The sequence below is a fragment of the Hymenobacter sediminis genome (assembly GCF_003231285.1).
GTDB lineage: Bacteria > Bacteroidota > Bacteroidia > Cytophagales > Hymenobacteraceae > Hymenobacter > Hymenobacter sediminis.
In genome coordinates this window covers 146,149-170,399 of the sequence record NZ_QKNS01000005.1, presented here as the reverse complement: position 1 = coordinate 170,399, position 24,251 = coordinate 146,149, and the positions used below count along the sequence as shown (strand labels likewise).

At 58.8% G+C, this 24,251-nt stretch carries 21 protein-coding genes; 17 read left to right on the top strand and 4 right to left on the bottom strand.

The window, feature by feature from the left end; all coding sequences use genetic code 11:
• The first annotated feature begins 4 nt into the window (after positions 1–4).
• The 6 genes from DNI29_RS14635 to DNI29_RS14610 all read left to right on the top strand — a co-directional run bounded on the left by DNI29_RS14635 (position 5) and on the right by DNI29_RS14610 (position 8,551).
• A complete protein-coding gene (locus DNI29_RS14635; protein WP_110978869.1) occupies positions 5–1,036 on the top strand; it encodes a 5-methylcytosine restriction system specificity protein McrC in 1,032 nt (343 codons plus the stop codon).
• A 141-nt stretch (positions 1,037–1,177) separates the two neighbouring features.
• Positions 1,178–2,827: a TldD/PmbA family protein gene (locus DNI29_RS14630; RefSeq protein WP_110979106.1), complete on the top strand. Its 1,650-nt coding sequence runs from the start codon at positions 1,178–1,180 to the stop codon at positions 2,825–2,827.
• A 57-nt stretch (positions 2,828–2,884) separates the two neighbouring features.
• Positions 2,885–4,219, top strand: coding sequence for a TldD/PmbA family protein (locus DNI29_RS14625; protein ID WP_110978868.1), 1,335 nt, complete (start codon positions 2,885–2,887; stop codon positions 4,217–4,219).
• 126 nt (positions 4,220–4,345) lie between these two features.
• The gene (locus tag DNI29_RS14620; RefSeq protein WP_110978867.1) at positions 4,346–5,536 is read left to right on the top strand and encodes a carboxypeptidase-like regulatory domain-containing protein; all 1,191 of its coding nucleotides are present in this window, start codon (positions 4,346–4,348) and stop codon (positions 5,534–5,536) included.
• Between the two features lie 36 nt (positions 5,537–5,572).
• On the top strand, positions 5,573–7,222 hold the full coding sequence (locus DNI29_RS14615) for a TldD/PmbA family protein (RefSeq protein WP_110978866.1): 1,650 nt from the start codon (positions 5,573–5,575) through the stop codon (positions 7,220–7,222).
• Positions 7,223–7,225: 3 nt separating this feature from the next.
• Positions 7,226–8,551, top strand: coding sequence for a TldD/PmbA family protein (locus DNI29_RS14610; protein WP_110978865.1), 1,326 nt, complete (start codon positions 7,226–7,228; stop codon positions 8,549–8,551).
• A 70-nt stretch (positions 8,552–8,621) separates the two neighbouring features.
• On the opposite strand, the gene DNI29_RS14605 is transcribed toward DNI29_RS14610, so the two are convergent.
• A complete protein-coding gene (locus DNI29_RS14605; protein WP_110978864.1) occupies positions 8,622–9,554 on the bottom strand; it encodes a glycosyltransferase family 2 protein in 933 nt (310 codons plus the stop codon).
• 222 nt (positions 9,555–9,776) lie between these two features.
• Between DNI29_RS14605 and DNI29_RS14600 the strand changes: the two genes are divergently transcribed.
• The gene (locus DNI29_RS14600) at positions 9,777–10,505 is read left to right on the top strand and encodes a class I SAM-dependent methyltransferase (RefSeq protein ID WP_110978863.1); all 729 of its coding nucleotides are present in this window, start codon (positions 9,777–9,779) and stop codon (positions 10,503–10,505) included.
• A 26-nt stretch (positions 10,506–10,531) separates the two neighbouring features.
• On the opposite strand, the gene DNI29_RS14595 is transcribed toward DNI29_RS14600, so the two are convergent.
• Positions 10,532–11,125 carry a porin family protein gene (locus DNI29_RS14595; protein ID WP_110978862.1) on the bottom strand — a complete coding sequence of 198 codons (594 nt, stop codon included), beginning with the start codon at positions 11,123–11,125 and terminating at the stop codon, positions 10,532–10,534.
• A gap of 252 nt (positions 11,126–11,377) precedes the next feature.
• On the opposite strand from DNI29_RS14595, the gene DNI29_RS14590 reads away from it, so the two are divergent.
• Positions 11,378–12,001 (top strand): DUF4159 domain-containing protein, encoded by a 624-nt coding sequence (locus tag DNI29_RS14590; RefSeq protein WP_110978861.1) that lies wholly within the window; start codon positions 11,378–11,380, stop codon positions 11,999–12,001.
• Here the strand turns inward: DNI29_RS14590 and DNI29_RS14585 are convergent.
• Positions 11,990–12,544 (bottom strand): hypothetical protein, encoded by a 555-nt coding sequence (locus DNI29_RS14585; protein ID WP_123823262.1) that lies wholly within the window; start codon positions 12,542–12,544, stop codon positions 11,990–11,992. The genes DNI29_RS14590 and DNI29_RS14585 overlap by 12 nt on opposite strands.
• A 280-nt stretch (positions 12,545–12,824) precedes the next feature.
• Between DNI29_RS14585 and DNI29_RS14580 the strand changes: the two genes are divergently transcribed.
• From DNI29_RS14580 to DNI29_RS14560, 5 genes are all read left to right on the top strand, one after another.
• Positions 12,825–13,802 carry an AAA family ATPase gene (locus tag DNI29_RS14580; RefSeq protein ID WP_110978859.1) on the top strand — a complete coding sequence of 326 codons (978 nt, stop codon included), beginning with the start codon at positions 12,825–12,827 and terminating at the stop codon, positions 13,800–13,802.
• A gap of 104 nt (positions 13,803–13,906) precedes the next feature.
• On the top strand, positions 13,907–14,779 hold the full coding sequence (locus tag DNI29_RS14575; RefSeq protein WP_110978858.1) for a DUF58 domain-containing protein: 873 nt from the start codon (positions 13,907–13,909) through the stop codon (positions 14,777–14,779).
• Between the two features lie 260 nt (positions 14,780–15,039).
• Complete coding sequence (locus DNI29_RS14570; RefSeq protein WP_110978857.1) at positions 15,040–16,611, top strand: BatA domain-containing protein; 1,572 nt, start codon at positions 15,040–15,042, stop codon at positions 16,609–16,611.
• 34 nt (positions 16,612–16,645) lie between these two features.
• Positions 16,646–18,940, top strand: coding sequence for a DUF4175 family protein (locus DNI29_RS14565; protein WP_110978856.1), 2,295 nt, complete (start codon positions 16,646–16,648; stop codon positions 18,938–18,940).
• An 81-nt stretch (positions 18,941–19,021) separates the two neighbouring features.
• Entirely contained in the window at positions 19,022–20,788 is a 1,767-nt protein-coding gene (locus DNI29_RS14560) for a hypothetical protein (protein WP_110978855.1), read from the top strand.
• A 111-nt stretch (positions 20,789–20,899) separates the two neighbouring features.
• Here DNI29_RS14560 and DNI29_RS14555 read toward each other — a convergent pair whose 3' ends face one another.
• Positions 20,900–21,151 (bottom strand): hypothetical protein, encoded by a 252-nt coding sequence (locus DNI29_RS14555; protein WP_123823261.1) that lies wholly within the window; start codon positions 21,149–21,151, stop codon positions 20,900–20,902.
• Positions 21,152–21,285: 134 nt separating this feature from the next.
• On the opposite strand from DNI29_RS14555, the gene DNI29_RS14550 reads away from it, so the two are divergent.
• The 4 genes from DNI29_RS14550 to DNI29_RS14535 all read left to right on the top strand — a co-directional run bounded on the left by DNI29_RS14550 (position 21,286) and on the right by DNI29_RS14535 (position 23,957).
• Positions 21,286–21,870 carry an RNA polymerase sigma factor gene (locus tag DNI29_RS14550; RefSeq protein WP_110978853.1) on the top strand — a complete coding sequence of 195 codons (585 nt, stop codon included), beginning with the start codon at positions 21,286–21,288 and terminating at the stop codon, positions 21,868–21,870.
• 72 nt (positions 21,871–21,942) lie between these two features.
• A complete protein-coding gene (locus tag DNI29_RS14545) occupies positions 21,943–23,130 on the top strand; it encodes a trypsin-like peptidase domain-containing protein (protein ID WP_110978852.1) in 1,188 nt (395 codons plus the stop codon).
• Positions 23,131–23,350: 220 nt separating this feature from the next.
• On the top strand, positions 23,351–23,608 hold the full coding sequence (locus DNI29_RS14540) for a hypothetical protein (RefSeq protein WP_110978851.1): 258 nt from the start codon (positions 23,351–23,353) through the stop codon (positions 23,606–23,608).
• 130 nt (positions 23,609–23,738) lie between these two features.
• Positions 23,739–23,957 carry a hypothetical protein gene (locus tag DNI29_RS14535; RefSeq protein ID WP_110978850.1) on the top strand — a complete coding sequence of 73 codons (219 nt, stop codon included), beginning with the start codon at positions 23,739–23,741 and terminating at the stop codon, positions 23,955–23,957.
• The last annotated feature ends 294 nt before the right edge of the window (positions 23,958–24,251 follow it).

The following is a 24,251-nucleotide window of genomic DNA, read 5'->3' as shown; positions in this document are numbered from 1 at the left end:
CCAAATGATTCCTATCCAGAACCTCTACTACCTGCTATGCTACGCCTGGAACCGGCTGCCGGAGCGAGAGGAACTGCTGGCAACGGAAACTGGCGCGTTTCATCGGCCCCTGGAGCTGCTTACGCGTGTACTACTTGTGGCTACCCGCCGGCAGTTGCGGCAGGGGCTGCCGGTAGCTTATACAGAGCGCACTGAGGAACTAGGAGAGTTGCGGGGCCGCGTGCAACTGGCTCCTACCCTTAGCCGCGACCTGCTACGGCGCGGGCGGATAGTGTGCGAGTTTGATGAGTTAGGACCCGATACAGCGCTAACTCGTTTAGTGCTGGGCACTCTACAGCAGCTCAGCCGCACCCGCAGTTTGCCAACTGCCTTGCGCCACGAAGTACGGGTAGTAATGCGCCGCTTCCCAGCAGCAGTAACACCCGAGTTGCCTACTGCCGCTACGTTGCGCGCTGTGCGGCGATTGAGGCCGGTCGGGCAGTTGGGCTTCTTATTGAGTGTGTGTGAGCTAATTTATCAGAGCGCTCTACCCACCCCAGATGCAACCGGGGCTACCCGCTTCCGCGACTTCCGCCGCGACGAGACCCTGATGGCGCGTATTTTCGAGCAGTTCGTGCGCAATTTTTACCGCCTGGAGCAGCGCCGGTTTCGGGTATTGAGCGAAACGATTCAGTGGCAGGCCGAAGCCGAAGCACCCGATGCCCTGCATCTGCTACCTACCATGATTACCGATACCTCGCTCGAAAGTCCAGAGCGAAAAATTATTCTGGATACCAAATATTACGCAGCGGCCCTTAAGCCCCGCTACAACCAGCAAAAGCTGATTTCGCCCCACCTCTACCAGCTCTACGCCTACCTGCAAAATCAGCCCATAGCCCCTGAGCAGCAATTAGAAGGCATTCTGCTGTACCCAGCCGCGGCCCAAGCTCTGGATGTGCGCTACAGTCTAGGGGGACACCCCGTGCGCATCATCACGCTGGACCTTAGCCAGCCCTGGCAGCAGATAGCAAATGAACTTTTGCGGCTGATTGATTAAGGAATTGGCAACGAATTCCGAGGTTCTTTGCCTATAATGCAGCCCCGCTACGGTAGTTGCGTCAATTGGTTACAATTGGCGGGCCTCCGGCCTGCATTTTCCTTTGCTTTCCATTCCTCCATCACCCAAACTTTTACCTTCTTGAAACGACGCGACTTCGTGGGGCTGACCGGCCTCGCTACCGGGGCCATGTTTCTGCCCTCGGTTCCGGGCTTCGGCGGCGAGCTGATAGACCCCGCCCGCCTGCTCGAACAGGTGGACCCGGCCATCAAAAAACGCCTAGCCGACGCGGCCCTGAACGCGGCCAAATCGGCCGGTGCCACGTATGCTGACGTGCGTATCGGGCGCTACCTCAACCAGAGCATCTTCACCCGCGAAAAGCAGGTGCAGAACATTGCCAATGGAGAAAGCTACGGGGCTGGGGTGCGCGTTATTGCCAACGGCACCTGGGGCTTCGCGGCCACCAATACAGTTACGGAAGCGGGCATGGCCAAGGCCGCTCAGCTGGCCGTGCAGATTGCCAAGGCCAACGCCAAAGTGCAGAAAGAGCCCGTGAAGCTGGCTCCGCAGAAAGGCTATGGCGAGGTGACCTGGAAAACCCCAATTCAGGTAAACGCCTTTGAGGTACCCATCAAGGACAAGGTAGACCTATTACTGGCGGCCAACGCCAAGGCCCTCGACAACGGCGCCAACTTCGTGAATTCGGCCCTGTTCCAGATCAACGAGCAGAAGTATTTCGCCTCCACCGACGGTTCCTACATCGACCAGGACGTGCACCGCATCTGGCCGACGCTCGGCGTGACGGCTATTGACCGGGCTTCGGGCAAGTTCCGTACCCGCGAAGCCCTCAGCTCACCCATGGGCATGGGCTACGAGTACATGCAGCCCAAAGCGCAGGACAAAATTGCCGGCCCCGCCGGTACGGGCCTGGTGGGCTACAAGTACAGCTACGATATCCTGGAAGATGCCACCCTGGCCGCGAAGCAGGCTAAGGAGAAAATCACGGCCAAATCGGTAACGCCGGGCAAGTTCGACCTCGTGCTCGACCCGAACCACCTGGGCCTGACCATCCACGAAACCATCGGCCACGCTACCGAGCTGGACCGCGTGCTGGGCTACGAGGCCAACTATGCTGGCACCTCTTTCGCTACCCAGGAATGGAAAGCAAAAAACCAGCCCTACGGCTCGAAGCTCGTCAACATTGTAGCCGATAAGCTGCAGCCTGGCTCCCTGGGTGCTGTAGGCTACGACGATGAAGGCGTGAAAACCAAGCAGTGGGACATCATCAAGGACGGCAAGCTGGTAGACTACCAAAAGATTCGGGACCAAGCCCATATCGTGGGCCAAAACGAATCGGATGGGTGCTGCTATTCGCAGTCGTGGGAAGATGTGCAGTTCCAGCGCATGGCCAACATCAGCCTCAAGCCGGGCACCGAGAAAATGAGCGTAGATCAGATGATCAGCAATGTGGATAAGGGCATCTACATTGCCGGCCGCGGCTCCTTCTCTATTGACCAGCAGCGCTACAACTCTCAGTTTGGTGGCACGGTGTTCTATGCTATTGAGAAAGGCAAAATTGCCGGCATGCTCGAAGATGTGGCCTACCAAACCAACACGGTAGAATTCTGGAACAGCTGCTCTGCCATCTGCGACCAGAATGACTACCGCCTGTTCGGCTCCTTCTTCGACGGCAAGGGCCAGCCCCCGCAGGTATCGGCCGTGAGCCACGGCTCCGCCACTACCCGCTTCAACGCCGTGAACGTCATCAATACTGCCCGCAAAATTGGATAATCGGTGGCCCTGTTAGCTTCTCCACGAAGCTAGCCCACCATCAGCATATCAACCTATATGGCAATACTTTCTCAAACCGAAGCCCAGGCTATCCTGAAAAAGGTGCTGAGCTTCAGCAAAGCCGACGAGTGTGAAGCCACGCTGAACGGCCAGACGGGCGGCAACGTGCGCTCGGCCCGCAACGCCATCAGCACCAGCGGCGGCATCGATAACGTGGCCCTCACCGTGGAGTCGCGGTTTGGCAAACGCTCGGGGGTAGCCACCTGCAACCAGTTCGACGACGCTACCCTGCGCAACTGCGTGCAGCGGGCCGAGGAAATTGCCCGCCTCGCTCCGGAAAGCCCTGAGTACATGCCCCTGCTGGGCCCCCAGAAGTACCTGGCCTCGCCCCAAAGCTTCGCTAAATCTACTGCCGACATTACGCCCGACTACCGCGCTACCCAGGTGGGTGCCAGCATGAAGCTCTGCGACGAAAAGAAGCTGACTTCCGCAGCTTTCCTGAATGACTCGGCTGGTTTCGTGGCCAAGCGCAACAGCAAGGGCCTCGAAGCCTACCAGCAGGTATCGGGCCTGGAGTTTAGCATCACAGTGCGCACGCCGGATGGTACCGGCTCGGGCTATGCCACCGCTGACTACAACGATTCTAGCAAGTTCGATGCTCGCCGCCTGACCCAGATTGCCGCCGACAAAGCCGCTGGCTCGCGCAATGCCCAGGCCCTGGAGCCCGGCAAGTACACGGTTATTCTGGAGCCCGCGGCCCTGGTGGCCAACACCGACGCCTCCTTGCTGGCGGCCCTGATGGGCGCCCTCGACGCCCGTAACGCCGACGAAGGCCGCTCCTTCCTGAGCAAAAAAGGCGGCGGTAACCGCAAAGGCGAAAAGCTGTTCGATGAGCGGGTAACCATCTACTCCGACCCTACCCACCCCGAAATTGCCGACCTCACCTTCTCGGGTGACGGCCGCCCCCAGCAGAAGATTACCTGGATTGAGAAGGGGGTAGTAAAAAACCTGTACACCTCGCGCTACTGGGCTCAGAAAGCCGGCATCCCCGACATTCCGCGCCCCGGCGGCTGGATTATGGAAGGCGGCTCTCAAAGCACCGCCGACCTCATCAAAGGCACCCAGCGTGGTATCCTGGTAACGCGCCTGTGGTACATCCGCCCCGTTGACCCGCAGACGCTGCTTTACACCGGCCTCACCCGCGACGGAACCTTCTACATTGAGAACGGCAAGATTAAGCACCCCGTGAAGAACTTCCGCTTCAACGAGTCGCCGATTATCATGCTCAACAACCTGGAGGCTATTGGCAAGCCGGTGCGGGTAGGTGGCAACCTAGTGCCCCCGCTCAAGATCCGCGACTTCACGTTTACAAGTCTGTCAGACGCGGTGTAGGCCATGCTTTAACCTGGGCGACGCGACCAGTTGCGTTGCCCAGGTTATACTATGATAGGAGCGTCCGCCACAAGGTTATCCAAGCAGTTGCATTCGTATTTTTCTACTCTATACCAGTAAGTTATTATGCCTACTATTCGCTCTTGCCTCTGGGTAGGATTGCTACCCTTCATCAGCTGGAGCGCCTCTGGTCAGGACTTGTCTGGTAAGGTGCTGGATGCGCAGACGGGCCAGCCCGTTTCGTATGCTAGCGTGAGCCTTATGGGCACCACTCAGGGCACTAGCAGCAATGCGGAGGGCGAGTTTAAACTACCAAGGGCAAAGCTGCCGGGCCGGCTACTAGTCTCGGAGCTAAGCCACCGCACCGATACCCTAACGGTGACAGGGACACAGCTCGTATTAGTGCGGCTGCAACCTAACACCGTTGCTTTGCCCGAGGTACAATTGGGCAGCTACACAACAGAAGTGCTTAAAAAGGCTTACCGGCAGTTGCAACGAACCCAGGAGCAAAAGAGCTACAGCCAAGCCTTTTACCGCCAAATTACTACCCTCGACCAAGACCCTACTGAAGTACAGGAGATGATCTGGCAGGCGAAATCGGGCAATGCCGGAGTGGAAGGCACCGCCATGGCGCAGGGACGCTACGCCAAAAAGAAGGCGCTGCTCAATTTCAAGGACTTCTCACTTTATACCCGCAGTATAGCCATGGCCGCCTTCACCGCAGACTCGTCGGCCGGAGTAATGCCGCTAAGCCTTAACCCGGGCGCCAACAATACCCTGCGGTTGGTTGGTGTAACGGAGAATGGCGAACGTCAGCTGGTGGAAATTGGCTTCCGCAATAAAGCGCAGCCGGAAAACGAATACGGCAGTGTGTTAATTGATGCGGCTACATATCAGGTGTTGCGCTACCGCACCACTACCCAGGCTCTCAATGTGAAGGTGAATAACCCTGCCTTCAAACTTACCGGACAGACATCTACCCTGGAGTGGGTATTTCGTCCGGTAGTTGCCGGAGCCCCCATTCTGGACCATGTAAAAGTAGAGTACCGCGGCATTCTACACCGCCCTATTAAAGCTGACGTACCCGTGCAGGCTTCTTCTTTTCTATTTCTCTACGATAGTCAACGCGAAGCGCCTAGTTCTGTCACATATCTGCCGGCTAAGAAAGGTATTACCGACTTAGAAGCCATTAAGGCAACATCATATAATGCTGCTTTCTGGCAAAACAACTCCGCTGTGAAGCGGACGCCGCTGGAAGAAAAAATCATCGCATCATTTGAGCAGCAAGGCGCTTTCGGCACCATGCTTACTCCTTAGCTTCAACCCTACTTCTCACTTCCAACATCTACTCCTTTGAACAGACGTGATTTTGTGGGCGTAACTGGCCTGGCGGCCGGGGCGCTCTGGCTACCCTCGCTGCCCAGCCTGGGTGGCAACCCCGTTGACCCGGCCCGCTTTCTGGAAGGGGTAGACGTAGCGGTAAAAAAACGCCTCTCCGACGCGGCCCTGAATGCGGCCAAATCGGCCGGTGCTACCTATGCCGACGTGCGCATTGGGCGCTACCTTAACCAGGGCGTGTTTACCCGCGAGAAGCAGGTGCAGAACATTGTGAACTCTGAGAGCTACGGGGCTGGGGTGCGCGTTATTGCCAACGGTACCTGGGGCTTCGCGGCCACCAACCAAGTGACGGAGGCTGGCATGGCCAAGGCCGCCCAGCTGGCCGTGCAGATTGCCAAGGCTAACTCTAAGGTACAGAAGGAACAGGTGAAGCTAGCGCCCCAGAAAGGCTACGGCGAGGTATCATGGAAGGCTCCTATTAAGCAGAATGCCTTTGAAGTGCCGATTAAGGATAAGGTGGATCTGCTATTGGCTACCAACGCCAAGGCCATGGAAAACGGCGCTTCCTTCGTGAATTCGGTGTTGTTCCAGGTGAACGAGCAGAAGTACTTTGCCTCCACCGACGGCTCCTACATCGACCAGGACATTCACCGCATTTTCCCCACGTTTGGGGTAACGGTGGTGGACCGCAGCTCCGGCAAGTTCCGCAGCCGACAGTCCTTGAGCTCGCCCATGGGCATGGGCTACGAGTACCTCACCCCAAAGGCTGAAGACAAGGTAGCGGGCCCGCAAGGGTCCGACGTGGTGGGTTACAAGTACAGCTATGATATGCTGGAGGACGCCGCCCGCGCCGCCAAGCAAGCCAAGGAGAAAATCACGGCCAAATCGGTAATCCCGGGCAAGTACGACCTCGTGCTGGACCCCCACCACCTGGGCCTGACCATCCACGAGTCGGTGGGTCACCCGCTGGAGCTGGACCGCGTGCTGGGCTACGAGGCCAATTACGCCGGTACCTCGTTTGCTACCATGGAGTGGAAGGCCAAAGGTCAGCCCTACGGCTCGAAGCAGGTAAACATAGTGGCCGATAAGCTGCAGCCCGGTTCCCTGGGCGCGGTCGGCTACGACGACGAAGGGGTGAAAACCAAGCAGTGGGACCTGATCAAAAACGGTATCCTGGTGGATTACGAGAAGATCCGCGACCAAGCCCATATCGTGGGGCAGAATGAGTCGGATGGGTGCTGCTATTCGCAGTCGTGGCAGGACGTGCAGTTCCAGCGCATGCCAAACGTGAGCCTGCGCCCCGGCACCGAAAAGATGAGCGTGGACCAGATGATTGCGGGCGTGGACAAGGGCATCTACATAGCCGGCAACGGCTCCTTCTCCATCGACCAGCAGCGCTACAACTCCCAGTTCGGCGGGCAGGTATTCTACGCCATCGAGAAAGGTAAAATTGCCGGTATGCTCGAAGACGTAGCTTACCAGACCAATACTCTGGAATTCTGGAACAGCTGTGCTGCAGTTTGCGACCAGTCGGACTACCGGTTTGCGGGCTTTTTCAACGACGGCAAGGGTCAGCCCAGCCAAAGCTCCGCGGTAAGCCATGGCTCCAGCACTACCCGCTTCAACGGCGTGAACGTCATCAACACCGCCCGCAAAATCGGATAAGCTATGGCCATTCTTTCCAAAGACGAGTCTCAGGCTATCCTGAAGAAGGTAGTGGGCTTTACTACCGCCGATGAGTGCCAAGCTACCCTGCAGGGCCGCACCAGTGGCAACGTGCGCTACGCCCGCAACTCGGTGAGCACCGCCGGGTCCCGTGACAACGTGTCGCTGGTAGTAGAGGCGAGGTTTGGCAAGCGAGCAGGGGTAGCAACGTGCAATCAGTTCGACGACGCTACCTTGCGCCGCTGCGTGCAGCGGGCCGAGGAAATTGCCCGCCTCGCCCCCGAGGACCCTGAGTACATGCCCCTGCTCGGCCCCCAGCAGTACCTCACGCCTGTAAGCTATGCTGCCAGCACCGCCGGTATTACCCCCGACTTCCGGGCCCAGGCCGCTGGCGACAGTATCGCGCTGTGCGCCGCCAAACAACTGACGGCTGCTGGCTACCTCGAAGATGGTGCTTCTTTCTTGGCCCTGCGCAACAACAAGGGGCTGGAAGCCTACCAGCAAAGCACCAACCTCGATTTTTCGGTAACGGTACGCACGCCTGATGGTACCGGCTCGGGCTACGCCGTGGCCGACTTCACCGACGCCAGCAAGTTCAACGCCAAGGCCCTAACCCAGATTGCCGCCGATAAGGCGGCTGGCTCGCGCAATGCCAAAGCCCTGGAACCCGGCAAGTACACCGTCATTCTGGAGCCTGCCGCGCTGGTTTCCGACGAAGGCCTGCTCAACAACCTGGTGTACAACTTCGGGGCCCGCGAGGCCGACGAAGGGCGTTCCTTCCTCAGCAAGAAAGGCGGCGGCAACCGCACCGGCGAGAAGCTCTTTGACCCGCGTATTACCATCTACTCTGACCCCTTGAATGCCCAGGCTCCCGGTGGCGTGTTTGATGGCGAAGGGCTGCCGGTGAAACGCATGAACTGGGTGGAGAAGGGGGTAGTAAAAAACCTGTACTACACTCGCTACTGGGCCCAGAAAACCGGCAAGCAGCCCACAGCCTTTTCCGGCAACTTCATCATGGAAGGCGGCACCCAGAGCGTGCAGGACCTGATCAAGAGCACGGCCAAAGGAATTCTGGTAACACGCCTGTGGTACATCCGCGACGTAGACCCGCAGACGCTGCTGTTTACCGGCCTGACCCGCGACGGAACCTTTTACATCGAGAATGGCAAGATCAAGCACCCCGTGAAGAACTTCCGCTTCAATGAAAGCCCGGTGATTATGCTTAACAACATCGAGGCCATTGGCAAGCCCGTGCGGCTGGGCGGCAACCTGGTGCCCCCGCTGAAAATTCGGGACTTCACGTTTACGAGTCTATCAGACGCGGTATAAATAGTACGAAAACGGCCGATGCTTCTCTCTAGGAGCATCGGCCGTTTCTCGTAAAGCGCTTCAGAGGAAACTACTCATTATAGTAGTGCTGCACGAAGTAGAGCGGACGATTTTGGTTTTCGCGGTAAATCCGGAACACGTATTCGCCCATAATGCCGAGAAAAACCAATTGAATAGAGCCCAGGAAGTAGAGGCTTAGCCCCAACGACGACCAGCCAATCAGGGCGACGCCCATGATTTTGCTACCCAGCACGTACATCCCAGCCAGCATAAACACCAGAATACCAAAAATCCCGGTGTACAGGCACACTTTGATAGGCAAGTCGGAAAAAGAAAACAAGGCATCCAGAGCCAGGGCAAACAGGCGCTTGTACGACATCTTAGGCACGCTGCCATCGGGGCGAGCTGCCCGGGAGTAGGCCACGCTGGCCTGCCGGAAGCCAATAAAAGAGCGTAAGCCGGGCAAGTAGCGGTTCTTTTCCTGCAGAGATAAGAAAGCCGTCAGGGCGCGGCGGTTCATCATGGAAAAGTTACCCACGTTGTCAGCTTCCTGCAACTTTGAGAAGTTCTGGAACAAGGCATGGAACCCCTTAATCAGTAGCTGCCGGCCCCACCCTTCGGCCCGGTCTGTCCGATGCCCATATACTACATCATGCGCATCGTGGCGCAGCAACTCCCACATGCGCGGCAAAATCTCCGGGGGGTCCTGCAGGTCGCCATCCATCATGGCTACGTACTCGCCCTGGGCAGCGTGCAGCCCGGCCGTGTAAGCCGCCTGGTGCCCAAAATTCCGGGAGAGCACCAGCACTTTTAGGCGCGGCTCCGTAGTCCGCGCGGCCAACAAACGAGCCAGAGTCTGGTCGCGGCTACCGTCATCAACACAAATAATCTCGAAGTCGGCGCTAATTGCCGACAGAGCGGCAGAACACCGCGTAACCAGCGTGTCAATTAAATCCTCCTCATTGTAAACGGGAATAACAACGGATAAAAGCGGTGTCGCCATAGCCGTAAAGATAGGATACACCGGCGTATGAGGCTTAACAGGAGACCCTGCGCTCTAGAAGTGGAAAACTGGAAAGGCTCGTTGGTACGGGCCATTTTTAGCAGAGAAAATCTGTATTTCTACCTCTTTCTGGCTCCTTCACCCCGGCAAGAAGCGAAGCGGATACCACTGCCCCCTGCGTATCTTGCCGGCCGCTAAGCCCCTACCCCCAATTTTACCTTCATGCCTGCTCCCGCTAACGATACCTCGCACTATATCGGTGATGAACTGGCGCTGTTTGAACACGCTACCCACTGGAAAGCCTATTACGGCAACCGGTTGCGGCCCTATCTGCGGGGTAGAGTGCTGGAGGTTGGGGCTGGTATAGGCGGTACCACCCGCACCCTGTGCGATGGTAGCCAATCTGATTGGCTATGCTTGGAGCCCGACGCTTCCCTAGCCGGCCGCATCACTCAACTTATCGGTCAGAAAGAGCTGCCGGACTGCTGCCGCCTGCACGTTGGCACCCTTGAAGACCTTTCGGAAACGGAAGGGCTGTTTGATGCCATCCTGTATATCGATGTTATTGAGCACATTGAGGACGACGCAGCGGAGTTACGCCGCGCCTACGCCCGCCTGGCCCCAGGCGGCACTATCCTGATTGTAGTACCGGCTCATCAGTGGCTTTATAGCCCCTTCGATAAGGCCATCGGGCACTTCCGGCGCTACTCACGGCCCATGCTTCGGCGAGTACTGCCGGCAGGCAGCATTACCCGTCAGCTGGTATACCTTGATAGCGTAGGCCTGCTTGCTTCGGCCGCCAACAAGCTACTGCTGCGCCAGAGCTACCCCACCCTCGCCCAGATCAAGTTCTGGGACCGGACTATAGTACCCGTATCGAAAATTGCCGACCGGGTTGTGGGGTTCTCGCTGGGCAAATCGGTGCTGGCAGTGGTGCAGAAGCCCGACTAAGGTACCTCTGCCCCACCACCTAGCCGTTACTTTCCTAGCTGCAGCGCCACATACCCCTGAATTACGCGGTTGCGCAGGCGCGGGTCGTTCGTGCCACTGATGTTACGTACGTCATTGATATCATTGACCCCGGCGTTGAAGCGCCCTCCTACCAGGAAGTAGCCCAGCTTCAGGCCCGCGCCGGCGCACAAGCTCAGGTCGCCGCGCTTGTAGCTGCTGTAGGGGCCATTCCCGGAAGAGGACACATTCACGTCGCCGCTGGCATCTTTGGAAACCAGAAATCCGAATTGCGGCCCAGCCTCCACGAACACCGGCCCCACGGTTACTTTGGCCAGTATAGGCAGGTTCAGGTAGTGGAGCTTGGCATCGTAATTTCCTAGGGCATCTTTGAAAGAGCCGCCCTGCAGGGAGTACAGCAATTCGGGCTGAATGGAGATGGGCCCAATCAGGTCAGCCTCGTAGAAGATGCCAGCATGGTAGTAGGTTTTGTACTTGGTGGACGTAGAGCCGAGCTCATCGCCGTTAAGTACAGCCCCGTTGATGCCGGCCTTTATGCCCAGCTGAGCGTGTGCGGAAGCAGCCAGCAGCAAGGCCGCAAACAGGAGTGAAGTACGTTTCATAGCGCAGGTAGTAAGGGGGTTAGGTCATAGTGCTTGGGGTAGTAACGTAAAATAATTGGCCTAGGGTACGTCAGAATTCAGACCTGCAGGTGTAGCTGGGCGCTAGCGTAACTCCGTAAGCTCCACGCTATTTCCGGGGAATTCTCGCCGCTGCCATGTCAAAACTTCCCAACTTTCCAGCACCTTGCATGCCACCTGGGGGTAGTGCCCCGTGTCTTTGCGACGAATTGTTTCTTCTTTCCACTTTACTCCATGCCCGCTCCTTTCACCTTCGTGCGCCTACAATACCGCTCCGGCGACTGGGATGCCGTGGATGAACGGATGCCGGCTAACCTGCTGCACTCCCTGGTGCAATACACCAAAGTGCCCGTAAATGCGAAGGAGAAAGTAGTAGCCCTTGATTCGCCGGAACTGTTTCGCTACCCCTTCTGCTACCTCTCAGGCCACCGGCTGGTGCAGTTTTCGGCCCCGGAGAAAAAAAATTTCGAGCAGTACGTGCGCGGCGGCGGCTTCGTATTTGTGGATGACTGCAACCACGACATCGACGGGCTCTTTGCGCGCTCTTTCGAGGAGCAGATGCGCGTGTGCTTTGGGGCCGGCGCCCTGAAGAAGCTGCCCAAGACGCATCCCATCTACTCGCAGTTTTTCAAGTTTCCGGAAGGTCCGCCCAACACCGGCTTCGAGCTCAACGGCTGGGGTGACGACCTGGTGCATGACTACCTCAAGGGCATTGAAATCAATGGGCGCCTAGCCGTACTCTACTCCAACAAGGACTACGGCTGCGAGTGGGACTACGATTTCCGCAACAAACGCTTTTTGGCCGAGGACAATACCAAATTTGGGGTCAATATCATCCTGTACGCCCTAACGGCGTGAAGAGCCCCAGCGGTAAGCTACCCCCAGGCGGCCATCGGGCAGGATGTGGTTTTTCTCATACATACCTTTCTCCTGCTTGATGCGGGTAGTAGGTGGAGAATCAGCAGAAAGCGGAACCCAAAAGCTCACGCCTAGCGCCACATCGAGGCCCCAGCCGCTCCGGTTGAATTTTTGCCAGCCCATTGATACACTCGGCCCGGCCCAGTGCTGCTGCCAGTTGCGGTACCCTAGGTCGGTGCGCACCCACCGATACTGCAGGGCTCCGGCTAGGTAAAGTTCCTCGGCCTTTGGCTGCAGGTTCCAGAAGTAGTAACGGCCCTGCACACCCGTTCCCCATCGCACGTCCGAAAGTCCTCCACCCCAAAGCAGTACTTCACCGCTTATGCTCACACGGGGCTTAATCACTCGCTCATAGGATAATAATACTGGCACAATCGGCTTGAAGTAGCGTCGCATAAAGTTGTACTCAGCTGTATAACCGAGCGGACCTCCTATATCGAACCGAATGATATTACGACCATCAATAGAATCGGCGGAAGACACAGGTAGAGTTTGGGCTTGAAGGGAGTTCCCAGCCAAGGCAAGCAGAAATATCAGGAAAACCTGTTGGGCTGGTCTAAAATTGCGGAGGTAGTTGTGTATCATGAACCGAAATAGATACTGGCAAACAGGACCGGCAAACCATTCGGCTACTCCATTAGACTTTACCAATTCAACAAAAAACAGGGTCAAAATCCACTCATCAAGCATCCTTGCGGGACTATATCTGACTTTGTGTTAATATTCCTAGCTTCTCTCCCGACTTCTCAACATTCTACTTTCCGTGACCGAACAAGACGTAACTCGCCTACTTCAGAAAATACCGCAGCTTAAACAGGAAATCGGGAAGGTGATTGTGGGCCAGCAGCAGGTGCTGGATGAAGTGTTGGTGGCCCTGCTGGCCGGGGGCCACGCTCTGCTGGAAGGGGTACCTGGTTTGGCCAAAACGCTGCTGGTGCGTACCCTGGCCCAAGCCACCGACCTACCCTTTCGCCGCATTCAGTTTACGCCTGACCTGATGCCTACCGATATTCTGGGCACGGAGATATTGGAGGAAGACCACGGCACGGGGCACCGTTCATTCAAGTTCAACGAAGGACCTATTTTCGCCAGCCTGGTCCTGGCCGACGAAATTAACCGCACCCCGCCCAAAACGCAGGCGGCCTTGCTGGAGGCCATGCAGGAAGGGCACGTTACGTACGCCGGCCAAGAGCACGCCCTGCCCAAGCCGTTCTTCCTGCTGGCCACCCAAAACCCAATTGAGCAGAGCGGCACCTACCCCCTGCCCGAAGCCCAACTCGACCGATTCCTGCTTTACGTGCGCATTGGCTACCCCACCGAGCAGGAGGAACTGGCGGTACTGAGTGGCACCACCGGCACTAGCCGCCAACAGGTGCAGCCGGTGCTGGGCGGCGAGGAAGTGCGGCAGCTCCAGCAGCTTACTCGTCAAGTGAGCATCAGCGAGGAACTGCTGAGCCTGGTGAACCGCTTGGTGCGCGCTACCCGGCCGGCTACGTCGGAGGTGAAGTTTATTCGCGACTATGGCCGCTGGGGAGCGGGTCCGCGCGCGGGCCAGGCTCTAATTCTGTGCGCCAAGGCCCGGGCCCTCATTCACGGTCGGTTTGCCGCTACTCTAGAAGATATTCAAGCTCTGGCCCCGGCCGTATTGCGCCACCGAGTGCTGCTCAACTTCAACGCCGAAGCCGAAAACCTGACGCCCGACGATGCCGTGCGGGAGCTGCTGAAGGCCGTACAGGTTTGAGTTGCCGGTTATCAGTTGTTAGTTGCCAGTATCATCCTTGGCAAAAGGTGCGCGCAGCCGACAACCCTTAACCGACAACGCACAACTGACAACTGATAACCAACATGCTGACACCCGAACTCCTGCACGCTCTGCACAACCTGCCCTTGGCGGCCAAACGCGCCGCCGAAGGGCTACTGCACGGCGCCCACGCCAGCCGCCGACGCGGCGCAGGGCTGGAGTTTAGCCAGTACCGCCCCTACCAGCCCGGCGACGACCTGCGCCGCCTCGACTGGCGCCTAGCCGCGCGCTCTGACCGCTACTACCTGCGCGAGTCGGAGGTAGATACTAGTCTGGTGGTTCATTTGGTGCTAGACGCTACGGCCAGCATGAACCACCGCGACGATAACGGCCTGACTAAGCTTGATTATGGCCGGCTGCTGTGTGCGGCATTGGCCTACGTGGCTAGTCAGCAGGGCGACGCCGTAGCCCTGACCATTCTGCACCCGGCAGGCCTGCGCCACCTGCCGCCCCGCGCCGATGCCCGCCAGCTTCCGCGCCTGTATCACGCCCTGGAAACAGCCGAAGCCACCGGCTCTTTTCCTGACGCAGCTACCCTGGCCCCGCTCACGGCCCGCCGCCAGCCAGCCCTAATTATCTGCATCAGTGACCTATATGAAGAGGAAGGCGAGATTGAGCGGCTTCTGACCCGGCTGCGCGCTGCCTCCGGCGAGGTGCTCCTGCTTCATTTGCTGGCCCGCAATGAGTTGGAGTTCACCTTCAGAGGGGCTGTTACCTTCGAGGATCTGGAAACCGGCCGTACCCTCCAGCTCGATGCCGACCAGCAGCGCCGCGCCTGGCAGCAGCACCTGCAACAGTGGCTCCGCGACACGGCCCAGCGCGCCCGCACCCACGCCTTCGACTACTACCAACTCAACACTTCCGAACCCCTCACTAATGCCTTACGCGAATTTCTGCGGCGGCGTAGCCGGGGCTAGATTACGGGAACTTACACTACCGTTCTAGGCAAAACTTTGCGGTGCTCGGTACACTTAGTCAGGTAATAGCACTGGAAAGTCACGCTTTATCATTCTATAATTAGATGGGGAAATAGTTGCCAACTTTCTAAGAGAAGCCTGATTTTCCCGCAACACTTGAGGGTAAAGTTGTGTCTGTATTTCTGTTTTACCTACTTTCCAGCGGAGGGTAGTGCTTAAGACCTCCCCTATACTTCGCCACCAGAAACCAGAATCGTTACTTGCCTGCGTTGTTCTTTCACCATGCCACCGCCGGATGGCTGGCTCTGCTGGGGCTGGTTGTGCCGCTGGCTATTTACCTCTGGAACCGCAGACCGGGGCGCGTGGTGCAGGTGGGCAGTGTGCGGTGGCTGGAAGCAGCCGCTAACCGCCGGCTACGCAGCATAAAGCCTGAGCAGCTACTGCTGCTGCTACTTCGGGCCGCCATACTGAGCCTATTGGCACTGGTAGTGGCCGAGCCCGTTCAGCAGCTGGCGCTACCCCCGCGACATGGGCAAGCGCTATTGAGTGAGGCTGCCACCCCGGCGCAACTGGCGGCGGTACGCCCCGTGCTGGACTCCTTACGTCGGCAAGGCTACCAGCTCCGGCGCTTGGGGCAGGCGGTAAGCGCACCGCAGTCATGGGCTACTGTGGGCCTGGGCGAACCCGGTGAAGCCGCCGACACGACCCAAACTTCTTCCCTACCCCTGACCGCTTGCGCAACCTCATTCAACCTGTGGAGCGCCGTGCGCCAAGCAGCCGACTCCTTGCCCAACCGGCCTTTCGTGGTGCTGGCTCCGCTTACGCTGGATGCTTTTTCGGGCACGCGCCCTGCCTTGCCAGCCCAGGTGCGCTGGGTACCGCTCCCTACCCCCGATTCTGCCGCGTGGCCGGTAGCGGCCTGGCGCCCCCAGCCCGATAGCCTGGTTTTGTTGCTGGCCCATGGTTCCGAAAATGGCGTTTCCTTCCGTCGGGTGCGGCGCTCGTGGCCAGCGGCCAGCGGCCCGATAGCCGGTTTAGGCACCGATGTAGAGGCGGCCTTTGACGCGGCCCGAGGAGAATTCACTACCCCAACCAGCTCCAACTCCCGGCAGCCCCTACCCCTTCTGACCAAGCCAATCCGTTTGGCCGTGAGCTACGATGCGGCGCATGCTCCCTCGGCGCGGGTGCTGGGAGCGGCCTTGCGGGCTGCTGGTTCCGTGCTACCCCTCTCGCCCCGCCTAACGCTGAGTAGCGCGGTTCCTTCCCCTGCTGACTCTCTGGACTGGCTTTTCTGGCTCCGGGAAGCGCCGGTTCCGGCGGAGTGGGCTGGGCAGGTAGCGGCCGGGTTACATATCTGGCAAGAAGCACCAAACCGCAGCCCTGCCCTGGCTGGCAGCTTCGGCATCACGGGAAATGCGGCTCCTGTTCAGCTGCAGCGCCTGGATACCAGCAAGCAAAAATCGGCGGTGGTTGCCTGGCCGCTGGCTACGGGTGGTCCGCTACTTTCTACCCGCACTAGGGGCACTGGTGCTTGGTACCGCCTGCATACTCGCCTTGACCCAACCTGGAGCAGCCTGGCCGACAGCCCCGAGCTGCCTGCGCTACTACTTCCACTCCTTCTTCCCGCTTCGCCCCCTATTCCTACCCCCGATCCACGCGCCATGCCGATCAGCCAGCTACAGGGGCGGCCTGAAGTTGCTCCAGTAACTGGCGGCCCCGCTACCTCTGCCCCCATCCGCAACCTGGCGCCTTGGGCTGCTGCCGCGGCGGGGGTGCTGTTTGCCCTGGAGCGCCTGCTGGCTGCCCGCCGACTCGGCCAGAAAGCAGCCTGAACTCCCGCTCCCACTATAGCCCTTATTCTCTGCCATGAGCCCGCTTACTGCTAATGTTTCTGCTCCTCCTGCCGCCGCGCTGCGGGAAGCTCATCGTGCGTGGGCCGGGCGGAGTACGGCGGCCTTGCTGCTGCCGGCCCTGGCCGGTGGCATTCTGGTAGTGGCAACGTACCTCGGCTGGCCAACGTGGCGGCCGGCAGTGCTGGTGGTAGCCGGATTGGGCCTGTTGTTGATAGCTGGGCTGCTTTGGCGCCTCTGGAAAACGTCGTTACCACAAATTGCCAGCCGCCTCAACCGGCAACACTCGGAGCTGGAAGACAGCAGCGCCCTACTACTGCGTGACGCTGCCGGCCTTAACCTTCTAGAAGAGCTTCAGCAGCAGCGGCTCCTCACGCGCCTACCCCAATTAGCCTCGTCAGGCCCCCTCCTGCCCGTCGATTTTCGGCGCCCTTCTTTGCTGGCCGGCCTACTGCTGGCGCTGGCAGCCGGAGCATGGTGGGGACGCCCCGGCACGGCTTCTGCTCAGCCATCGGCCGATAAGGCCGTGCAGCTTGCATTCGAGGAGCAGAAGCCCCTACCCCCTTCCGCTCCCCGAATCCTGGAAACCCGCCTGCGGGTGCAGCCACCTGCTTACACGCGTCAGCCTAGCTTTTCACCCTCGGCGGCTTCGTTTCGGTGTTTGCAGGGCAGCCAAGTGCGCTGGACGGTGCGCGTGAACCGGGCCGCCAGCAGCGCGCCAGTGCTGGAGCTGGGCACGCGGCGCCTACCCCTGCGGGCGGTGCCAAGCCGCCCTATGGAGTTTGTAGTCGAAGCCTCACTAACAGCTTCGGTGCTGTACCGTGTGCGGCTCGGAGAGCAGATTTCAGAGGAATACGCCATCGAAGTTCAGCATGATCAGCCGCCAACCATCCGGCTTATTACCCCTAAAGCGTACACGTTGGTAGAGTTTGGGCGCCCACCCCAGGTAGCAGTTCGGGCTCAGCTTCAGGATGATTTCGGCCTGACGCGCGCCCGCTTGGTGGCCACCATTGCCCAGGGCCAGGGCGAAGCGGTGAAGTTTCGGGAAGTGGTAACCGACCTGAGCGCCGCTCTGCCGGGGCAGCCTACTACCGGCACCTTACAGCACCTGCTGCGCCTACCCGCACTAGGCCTCACCTACGGCGACGAAGTGTATTTCTACCTGCAGGCCTGGGACAACCACCAGCAGCTCACCCGCTCCGATACCTACCTGGTGCAGTGGGAGGATACCACCGTGCAGGAAAGTGCCCTGGATGTATCGTTGGGGGTGAGTGCCAAGCCGGCTTATTTCCGCAGCCAGCGCCAGATCATTATCGACACGGAAAAGCTACTGACCGAACAGCGCGGCTTGTCGGCGGCTACCCTACTGGAGCGCTCCAACGGCATCGGCTTCGACCAAAAAATCCTGCGCATGCGCTACGGCAAATTTCTGGGTGAAGAGGCCGACGAAACCATCGGAGGTGCCGCCCCCGGCCCGCCCGTAGCTGACGCGCCCGCTGAGGAGCCGGGCCTAGGCTCCGTTGTGGCCGAAGACCATACCGAAGCCACCACGCCTGCCCCGGCCGTGCCCGAAGGCCACTCCGCCGACGACGGCCACGACCACAGCCACGCCCCTCCGTCGGCCCACGATTCGCCTGGCGAAGCCCTCACGGCTGAGCTCATGGACCCCTACATTCATCACCACGACGATTCTGAAACCGCTGATTTTCTGGAGCCAGCCGTGAAGGCCAAGTTGCAGGCTGTGCTAAGTCAGATGTGGGAAGCCGAACTGCGCCTGCGCACTGGCCGCCCCAAGGAAGCGTTGCCCTTTGAATACAAAGCACTGCGCCTGCTCAAGCAGGTACAGCAGCAAACCCGCGCCTACGTCAAGAAGGCCGGCTTCACGCCCCCGCCCATGCCCGAAGCCACCACCCGCCTGACTGGTGACCTAACCGGTGCGGCTGCCACCCGACGCCAGCGGCAGCTGGAGGCCCCGGCCCGGCAGCCCATAGTGCGGGCCGCTTTGCGGGTGCTCACCCAGCTCCGCGACCAGGGGCAGCCGGTAGCGGGCGCAGCCGCTGCACTTGATCAGGCCGGGCAGGAGCTGGCCCGCGCCGCCCTGCAAAAGCCTGGCACCTACCTCAGTGCTCTGCGGGAGCTTCGCCGCGTCAGTACAGCCCTGCGCACGAAACAGCCAATAGATACCCAAAGCCTACCTGGTATAGAGCGCGCCCTCACCAATTTGCTACCTCCTGCGCCGGCTGCCCCCGCCCATACTGTTTTACCTGGCAACCGCTTGTCTCGAAGCTATTTGCAAGAGCTAAATAAATAACGTGTTGTAACTGAATGCTCGCATTTCCGCGCTGACGTCTCGCATCCTTGCCCCAACTCTTCCTGCCCGCTTCTTTCCCCGATGGCCTACTTTCTTGCTTTCTGCCTGCTCCTAGCTGTAGTCCTGACCGTAGCGGCCTGGCGTCGTCCGGACCATCGGCGGCGCTTGTTGCGGCTGGGGGCTGGGTGGGCAGCCGTAGTAGGCCTGTGGCTGGCAGCATTTCCCCCGGTCCGCACCCAGGAGCAACCCGCTATCCAGACCGCCGTGCTGCTCACCGACGGCTACTCCCCGGATACCCTGCGGCAGTTGCTACGCCAGTCAGCTCCTGGTACGCCGGTGTGGCGCTACGCTGCTTCCGCTCCTGACACGCAAACGGTCAGCAACTTACCTGCTCTGCGCCAACGCCTGCCTTTGCTGCGCACGCTCCACGTCGTGGGTCAGGGCCTACCCCCTACCGATGCAGCAGCCCTGTGCGGCTTGCGGGTGCTAGCTCACTCCACCCTGCCGCGGGCCGGCTTCCGTTCTGCAGCCTGGCCTCGTCAGCCTGAGCTGGGGCAACCCTGGGCGGTAGAAGGAGCTTTCGGTGGCAACCAAACGCCGGCTTGGGTTAGTCTGCGGGCCGCGGGTGCTTCGCGCGACTCGGTGCGCGTGCCGGCGGGGGGCGGTCCTTTCCGGCTCCAGTTCTCGCCGAAGGCCGAGGGGCGGGCTGTCTACACCTTGGTAGCTCGTTCGGCCGAACAGGTACTGACCCAGGAGCCTGTGCCCTTGGAGGTTCGCCCTACCCGACCGGTGCGCGTGTTGCTATTGGCCGCGGCACCGTCCTTTGAGATGCGCTTTCTGAAAAATTTCCTGGCATCTCATCAGCACGCCGTGGCCACACGCACGGGCATCAGCCGCGGACTTACCCAAACCGAATTTCTTAACGTTCCTACCCCTCCCGACCTCTCTAAGCTCACGCCTGCTTTACTGACGCGCTTCGAACTGGTAGTGGCCGATGCCGGTTCCTTGGCGGCCTTAACGGGCTCCGAGGCTGGGGCACTAACTCAGGCAGTGCGAGCCGGCAACTGCGGCGTTCTGCTACTCGCCGATGCGCCTACGCTTCCGCGGAGTTTACCGGGCGCGGGCTCTTTTCAGTTGGTAGCCCGCCCGGCGGCAGCTACTACCCCTCAACTGCTTTCGTGGCCTAACGCCCCCAGCCGCCTAACGGCCCAGCTGCCGGCTACCTTGCGCCCTACGGCCGAAATGCGCCCGGTGGTGCTGGCCGCTAACCAGCAGCCAGCCGTTGCTACCCGCCGCATTGGGTTGGGTCAGGTGGCCGTTACTACCCTCACCGAAACCTTCCCGTGGGTGTTGCAAGGGCAAGCAGCCGCCTACGCAGCCTATTGGAGTCATCTGCTCACTGAGCTGGTCCCGGCCCTGAATGCCTCCCCTTCTATACAGCTGAAAACGGCTTGGCCCCGTCCTAACACGCCAGTAATGGTGCAGGTAACCGGAGCTTCTGCCACGAAGCTGAGCCTGCGCGAAGGCACCGCCGCCGTACAGGTAGCCTTGCGCCAAGATGCACTGGTTCCGGAGTGGGCAACGGCCCCCTACTGGCCCACTACCAGTGGCTGGCACGAGGCCCAGGCTGGCGCGGCGCGGCAATGGTTTTATGTGTTCAAAAATACCGAGTGGAGAGGCCCAGCTCAGCAGGAATGGCTGCAGACTGCCACTACCCTAGCCTCCGACGCGAAGCTGGCCCCCGAAGCTACTGCCACTTTCACCACTCAAACGGCTTGGCAGCGCTGGTGGGGCTTCCTTGTTTTCATACTGGGCGCAGGTCTGCTCTGGCTGGAGGAGAAATTATAGCTAGTGGCGGAGCAGCTAGAATTGACTTGATTTTCAGCAACAAAAAAGCCCGAGCTCCGCGGTGCGGAACTCGGGCTTCAGGAAAAACGTACCGGCCAAACCGGCGCGTAATTACTTCTGCTCGGTAGCAGTAGTAGTGGTGGTAGCTTCCGTGGTAGCGGGAGCAGCCGTGGTAGCACCTTCAGTAGCAGCAGCAGCCGTAGTGTCGGTGGTAGCAGCAGCAGCGGTGTCAGTGGTAGCCGGAGCTTCTACCGAAGTAGTTTCGGTCGAAGTGGTAGTTTCTTCAGCTTTCTTCGACTCGCAAGAAACGAGGGTAGCAGCGAATACAACGGCCAGAGCGGATACCTTCAGGAGGTTCTTCATTTTGGTAGTAGGTTTGAAAAATTTTGTCCGAAAAACGCCCTTCATACCGGCAGAAGCGAATGGTAACCCAACAGTAGAAAATATTTTTTCACTGGGTTACCCCGCGGGGCTCACCGTATTAATCAACAAAGCGAATGGGTAAGGGACAACCTACCTACACCGACGAGGAATTTGTGGCGGCCATCCGCCGCGACGACGACCGGGCGCTGGCACAGCTCTACCGGCTGCACTTCCCCATGATTTCGCACTACGTGTTGCAGAACAGCGGCACCGAGGACGAAGCCAAGGATGTGTACCAGGAGGGCGTGATGGTATTCTATGAAAAAGTACGCGAAGGCTCCCTGGAGTTAAGCTGCCAGATCAAAACCTACCTCTACGCCGTGTGTCGCCGCCTCTGGCTGAAACGACTCACCGAGAAAACCCGCTATGGCGGCCGCCTCGATGACCACGAGCCCTACCTCGAGACCGGCGCCGAAGCCGATCTGGAAGTAGCTGAGGAACGCGACCGGCAGCTAGGCACTATGAGCCAGGCGCTGGAGCGCATCGGGGAGCCTTGCCGCTCGCTTTTGGAAGGATTTTACCTGCTCGATAAGTCGATGCAGCAGCTTACGGCTGAGTTTGGCTACACCAATGCCGACAATGCCAAGAATCAAAAATACAAGTGCTTGGTGCGGCTTAAAAAACTGTTTTTCAGCCAATACCAGGAACACGAGACCTAGCCCCGGTGGTTAGCACTCGGATAGCAGGAAGACCTTTTCTTGCTTTCTAGGTGCTGACTGCTACCCCCGGACATGAAAACCGAAGCTGATTACTACGCCTTATTCGACGCTTACCGCGCGGGAACCCTGCCCGACGATGAGCGCACGACGCTGGAGCGCCGCCTAGCTGCCGACCCGGAGCTGGCCCAGCGCCTCCAGGAGTTTGAGGAGCTAACGGGCACGCTCACGGCCTATGGCCGCCGCTTGGCCCTGCGCCGCAAGCTGCACGCCATCCACGCCGACATGGACGCGGAGCAAGCCGTGCGCCTCACCCCCTTGGCCAAAATAGCCGAGGAGGACGAGCGCCACGAGCGGTTTGCCAGCGGCCAGGCCCCGCGGCCCATGCTGCGCATTTCGCGCACCGAGGAAAAGCTACGCGCCTTCTGGAATGGCCACCGCGCTACCATGATGGTAGCTGCCTCCGTGGCTATCATGGCCGTGTTTGCTACCCTGTTGGGCTTGGAGTGGTGGCGGGCTTCTCAGAAGCCTTCCTTGTATGGCTATACTGTACTCCGCCGCGAGGTAGAGCGCATCAAGCGTACCCAACGCTCCATGAACCGCACGCTCAATCAAATTGAAGCTCAACCGGAGAGGAGCAACCCAGGCAAATTCAGCGGTACGGGCTTCGCGCTTACCGCCGATGGCTATTTGGTAACCAGCTACCACGTTATTCAGGGGGCTGATTCGTTGCTGATTGAGGGCCGTGACCGGCAGCGTTTCCGCGCCGAGCCAGTGTTTACCGACGTGGCCCACGACCTGGCCATCCTGCAGATCAAGGACAAGACCTTTAAAGGTTTTGGACGCCTGCCCTACTCCTTTAAGCGCGGCCAATCCGATCTGGGCGAGAAGGTGTATACCTTGGGCTACCCCCGCGAGGACCTCGTGTTTAACGATGGCTCCCTGAGTGCACGCTCAGGCTTTGAAGGCGACACGGGCTTCTACCAAATCAGCATTCCGGTAAACCCCGGCAACTCCGGCGGACCGCTCCTCGATGATAAAGGCAACCTGATCGGCATTATCAGCGGCCGGCAAATGGATGTGCAGAGCGCCGCTTTCGCCACCAAGTCGTCGTACCTCATGCGCCTGGTTGACTCATTAGGGGCGGCTGGCGCGGGGCAGTCGTACAACCTGCCGCGCACGAACCAACTGGCTGGCACCTCGCGTCCGCAGCAAATCCGCAAGCTCCAGGATTACGTTTTCGTAGTGAAAGTGTACGAATAACCTTTGGCAGATAGCACTTCTCATTTATAGCAGCAGCGCCCGGTCTAACAGACCGGGCGCTGCTGTTTCCAGCGGTTTTGGTTACCAGCGAGTTCTTTAAAAAAGCACGCGCAATTTCCGGCTCAGCCATATCAAAAGCGCCTTGTCTTCCGTAGAGGCTTTCGGTGGCACGCCACTACTCTCTCTGACCCTTCCTTCACCTGTTTCTTATAAGCCCGCTATGAGCACTCAACTGCCCCAAGAAATCGAAAAAATTGCCCCCGAGGAAATCATCAACACCCTGCAAAGTGCTTACAAAGTATTTCAGGGTGAGCACGACCAACTTGATGACCTTCTGAAGAATGGTGGGCAGCTGTTGCGTAAAGTAACCAAGCGCTTCACCCCTACTCAGCTCATCGTCGGTATTGCCGTAGTTGCTAGCGTGGCTGTTATCGTTGCCGCACGGGCTATGGATGCTGAGCAAGAAGAAGCAGCTTAGAGCTACCTCACATAGAAGCTGAAGCCCCTCACTGTGTGAGGGGCTTTTTTGTTACTATTTATTAATATGGTTTTTTAAATAAATAATTTACCTTATACTTGTCAGCATACAAACCAATATCCGCAAGCTTATGAAAACATCTACCGTAGCCCTTCTGGGTATTGCCCTACTGCTGGGCACTGATGCTGTAGCTGCCTCAACTGCATCAGAAATGGAATCGGTTAAGCTAGTTGCTACCACTTCTATCGTAGCGGAGAAAGCCGCAGGTATAGGGTCTGGCAGTTGGGTAAAGCGCAAGAAGCGCAAGATTTCACCAGCTTACCGCCGGAATATGCGTCGGCACAGATAGCTGCCAGTGTTACTTAGCCACAGAGGAGGGAACCGATAGAGGGAAGTAGCCTCTCGGTTCCCTTCTTCATTTTGAGCGCAGCGAGGTATCAAGGCCATAATATTATTATAGTATATATTGAATAAATAAAATTATTACAGTAGCATTGCCTTCATATTCAATTATATGTATGCAAAATACCATGAGCAACGTATTCTCGTCACTCACCTTGCTAGCAGCTTTGACCTGTGCCAGCATTGCCGAAGTCGAAGCAAAGACTCCAGAACCCAATAGCCGCGTGCGGGCTACAACGGG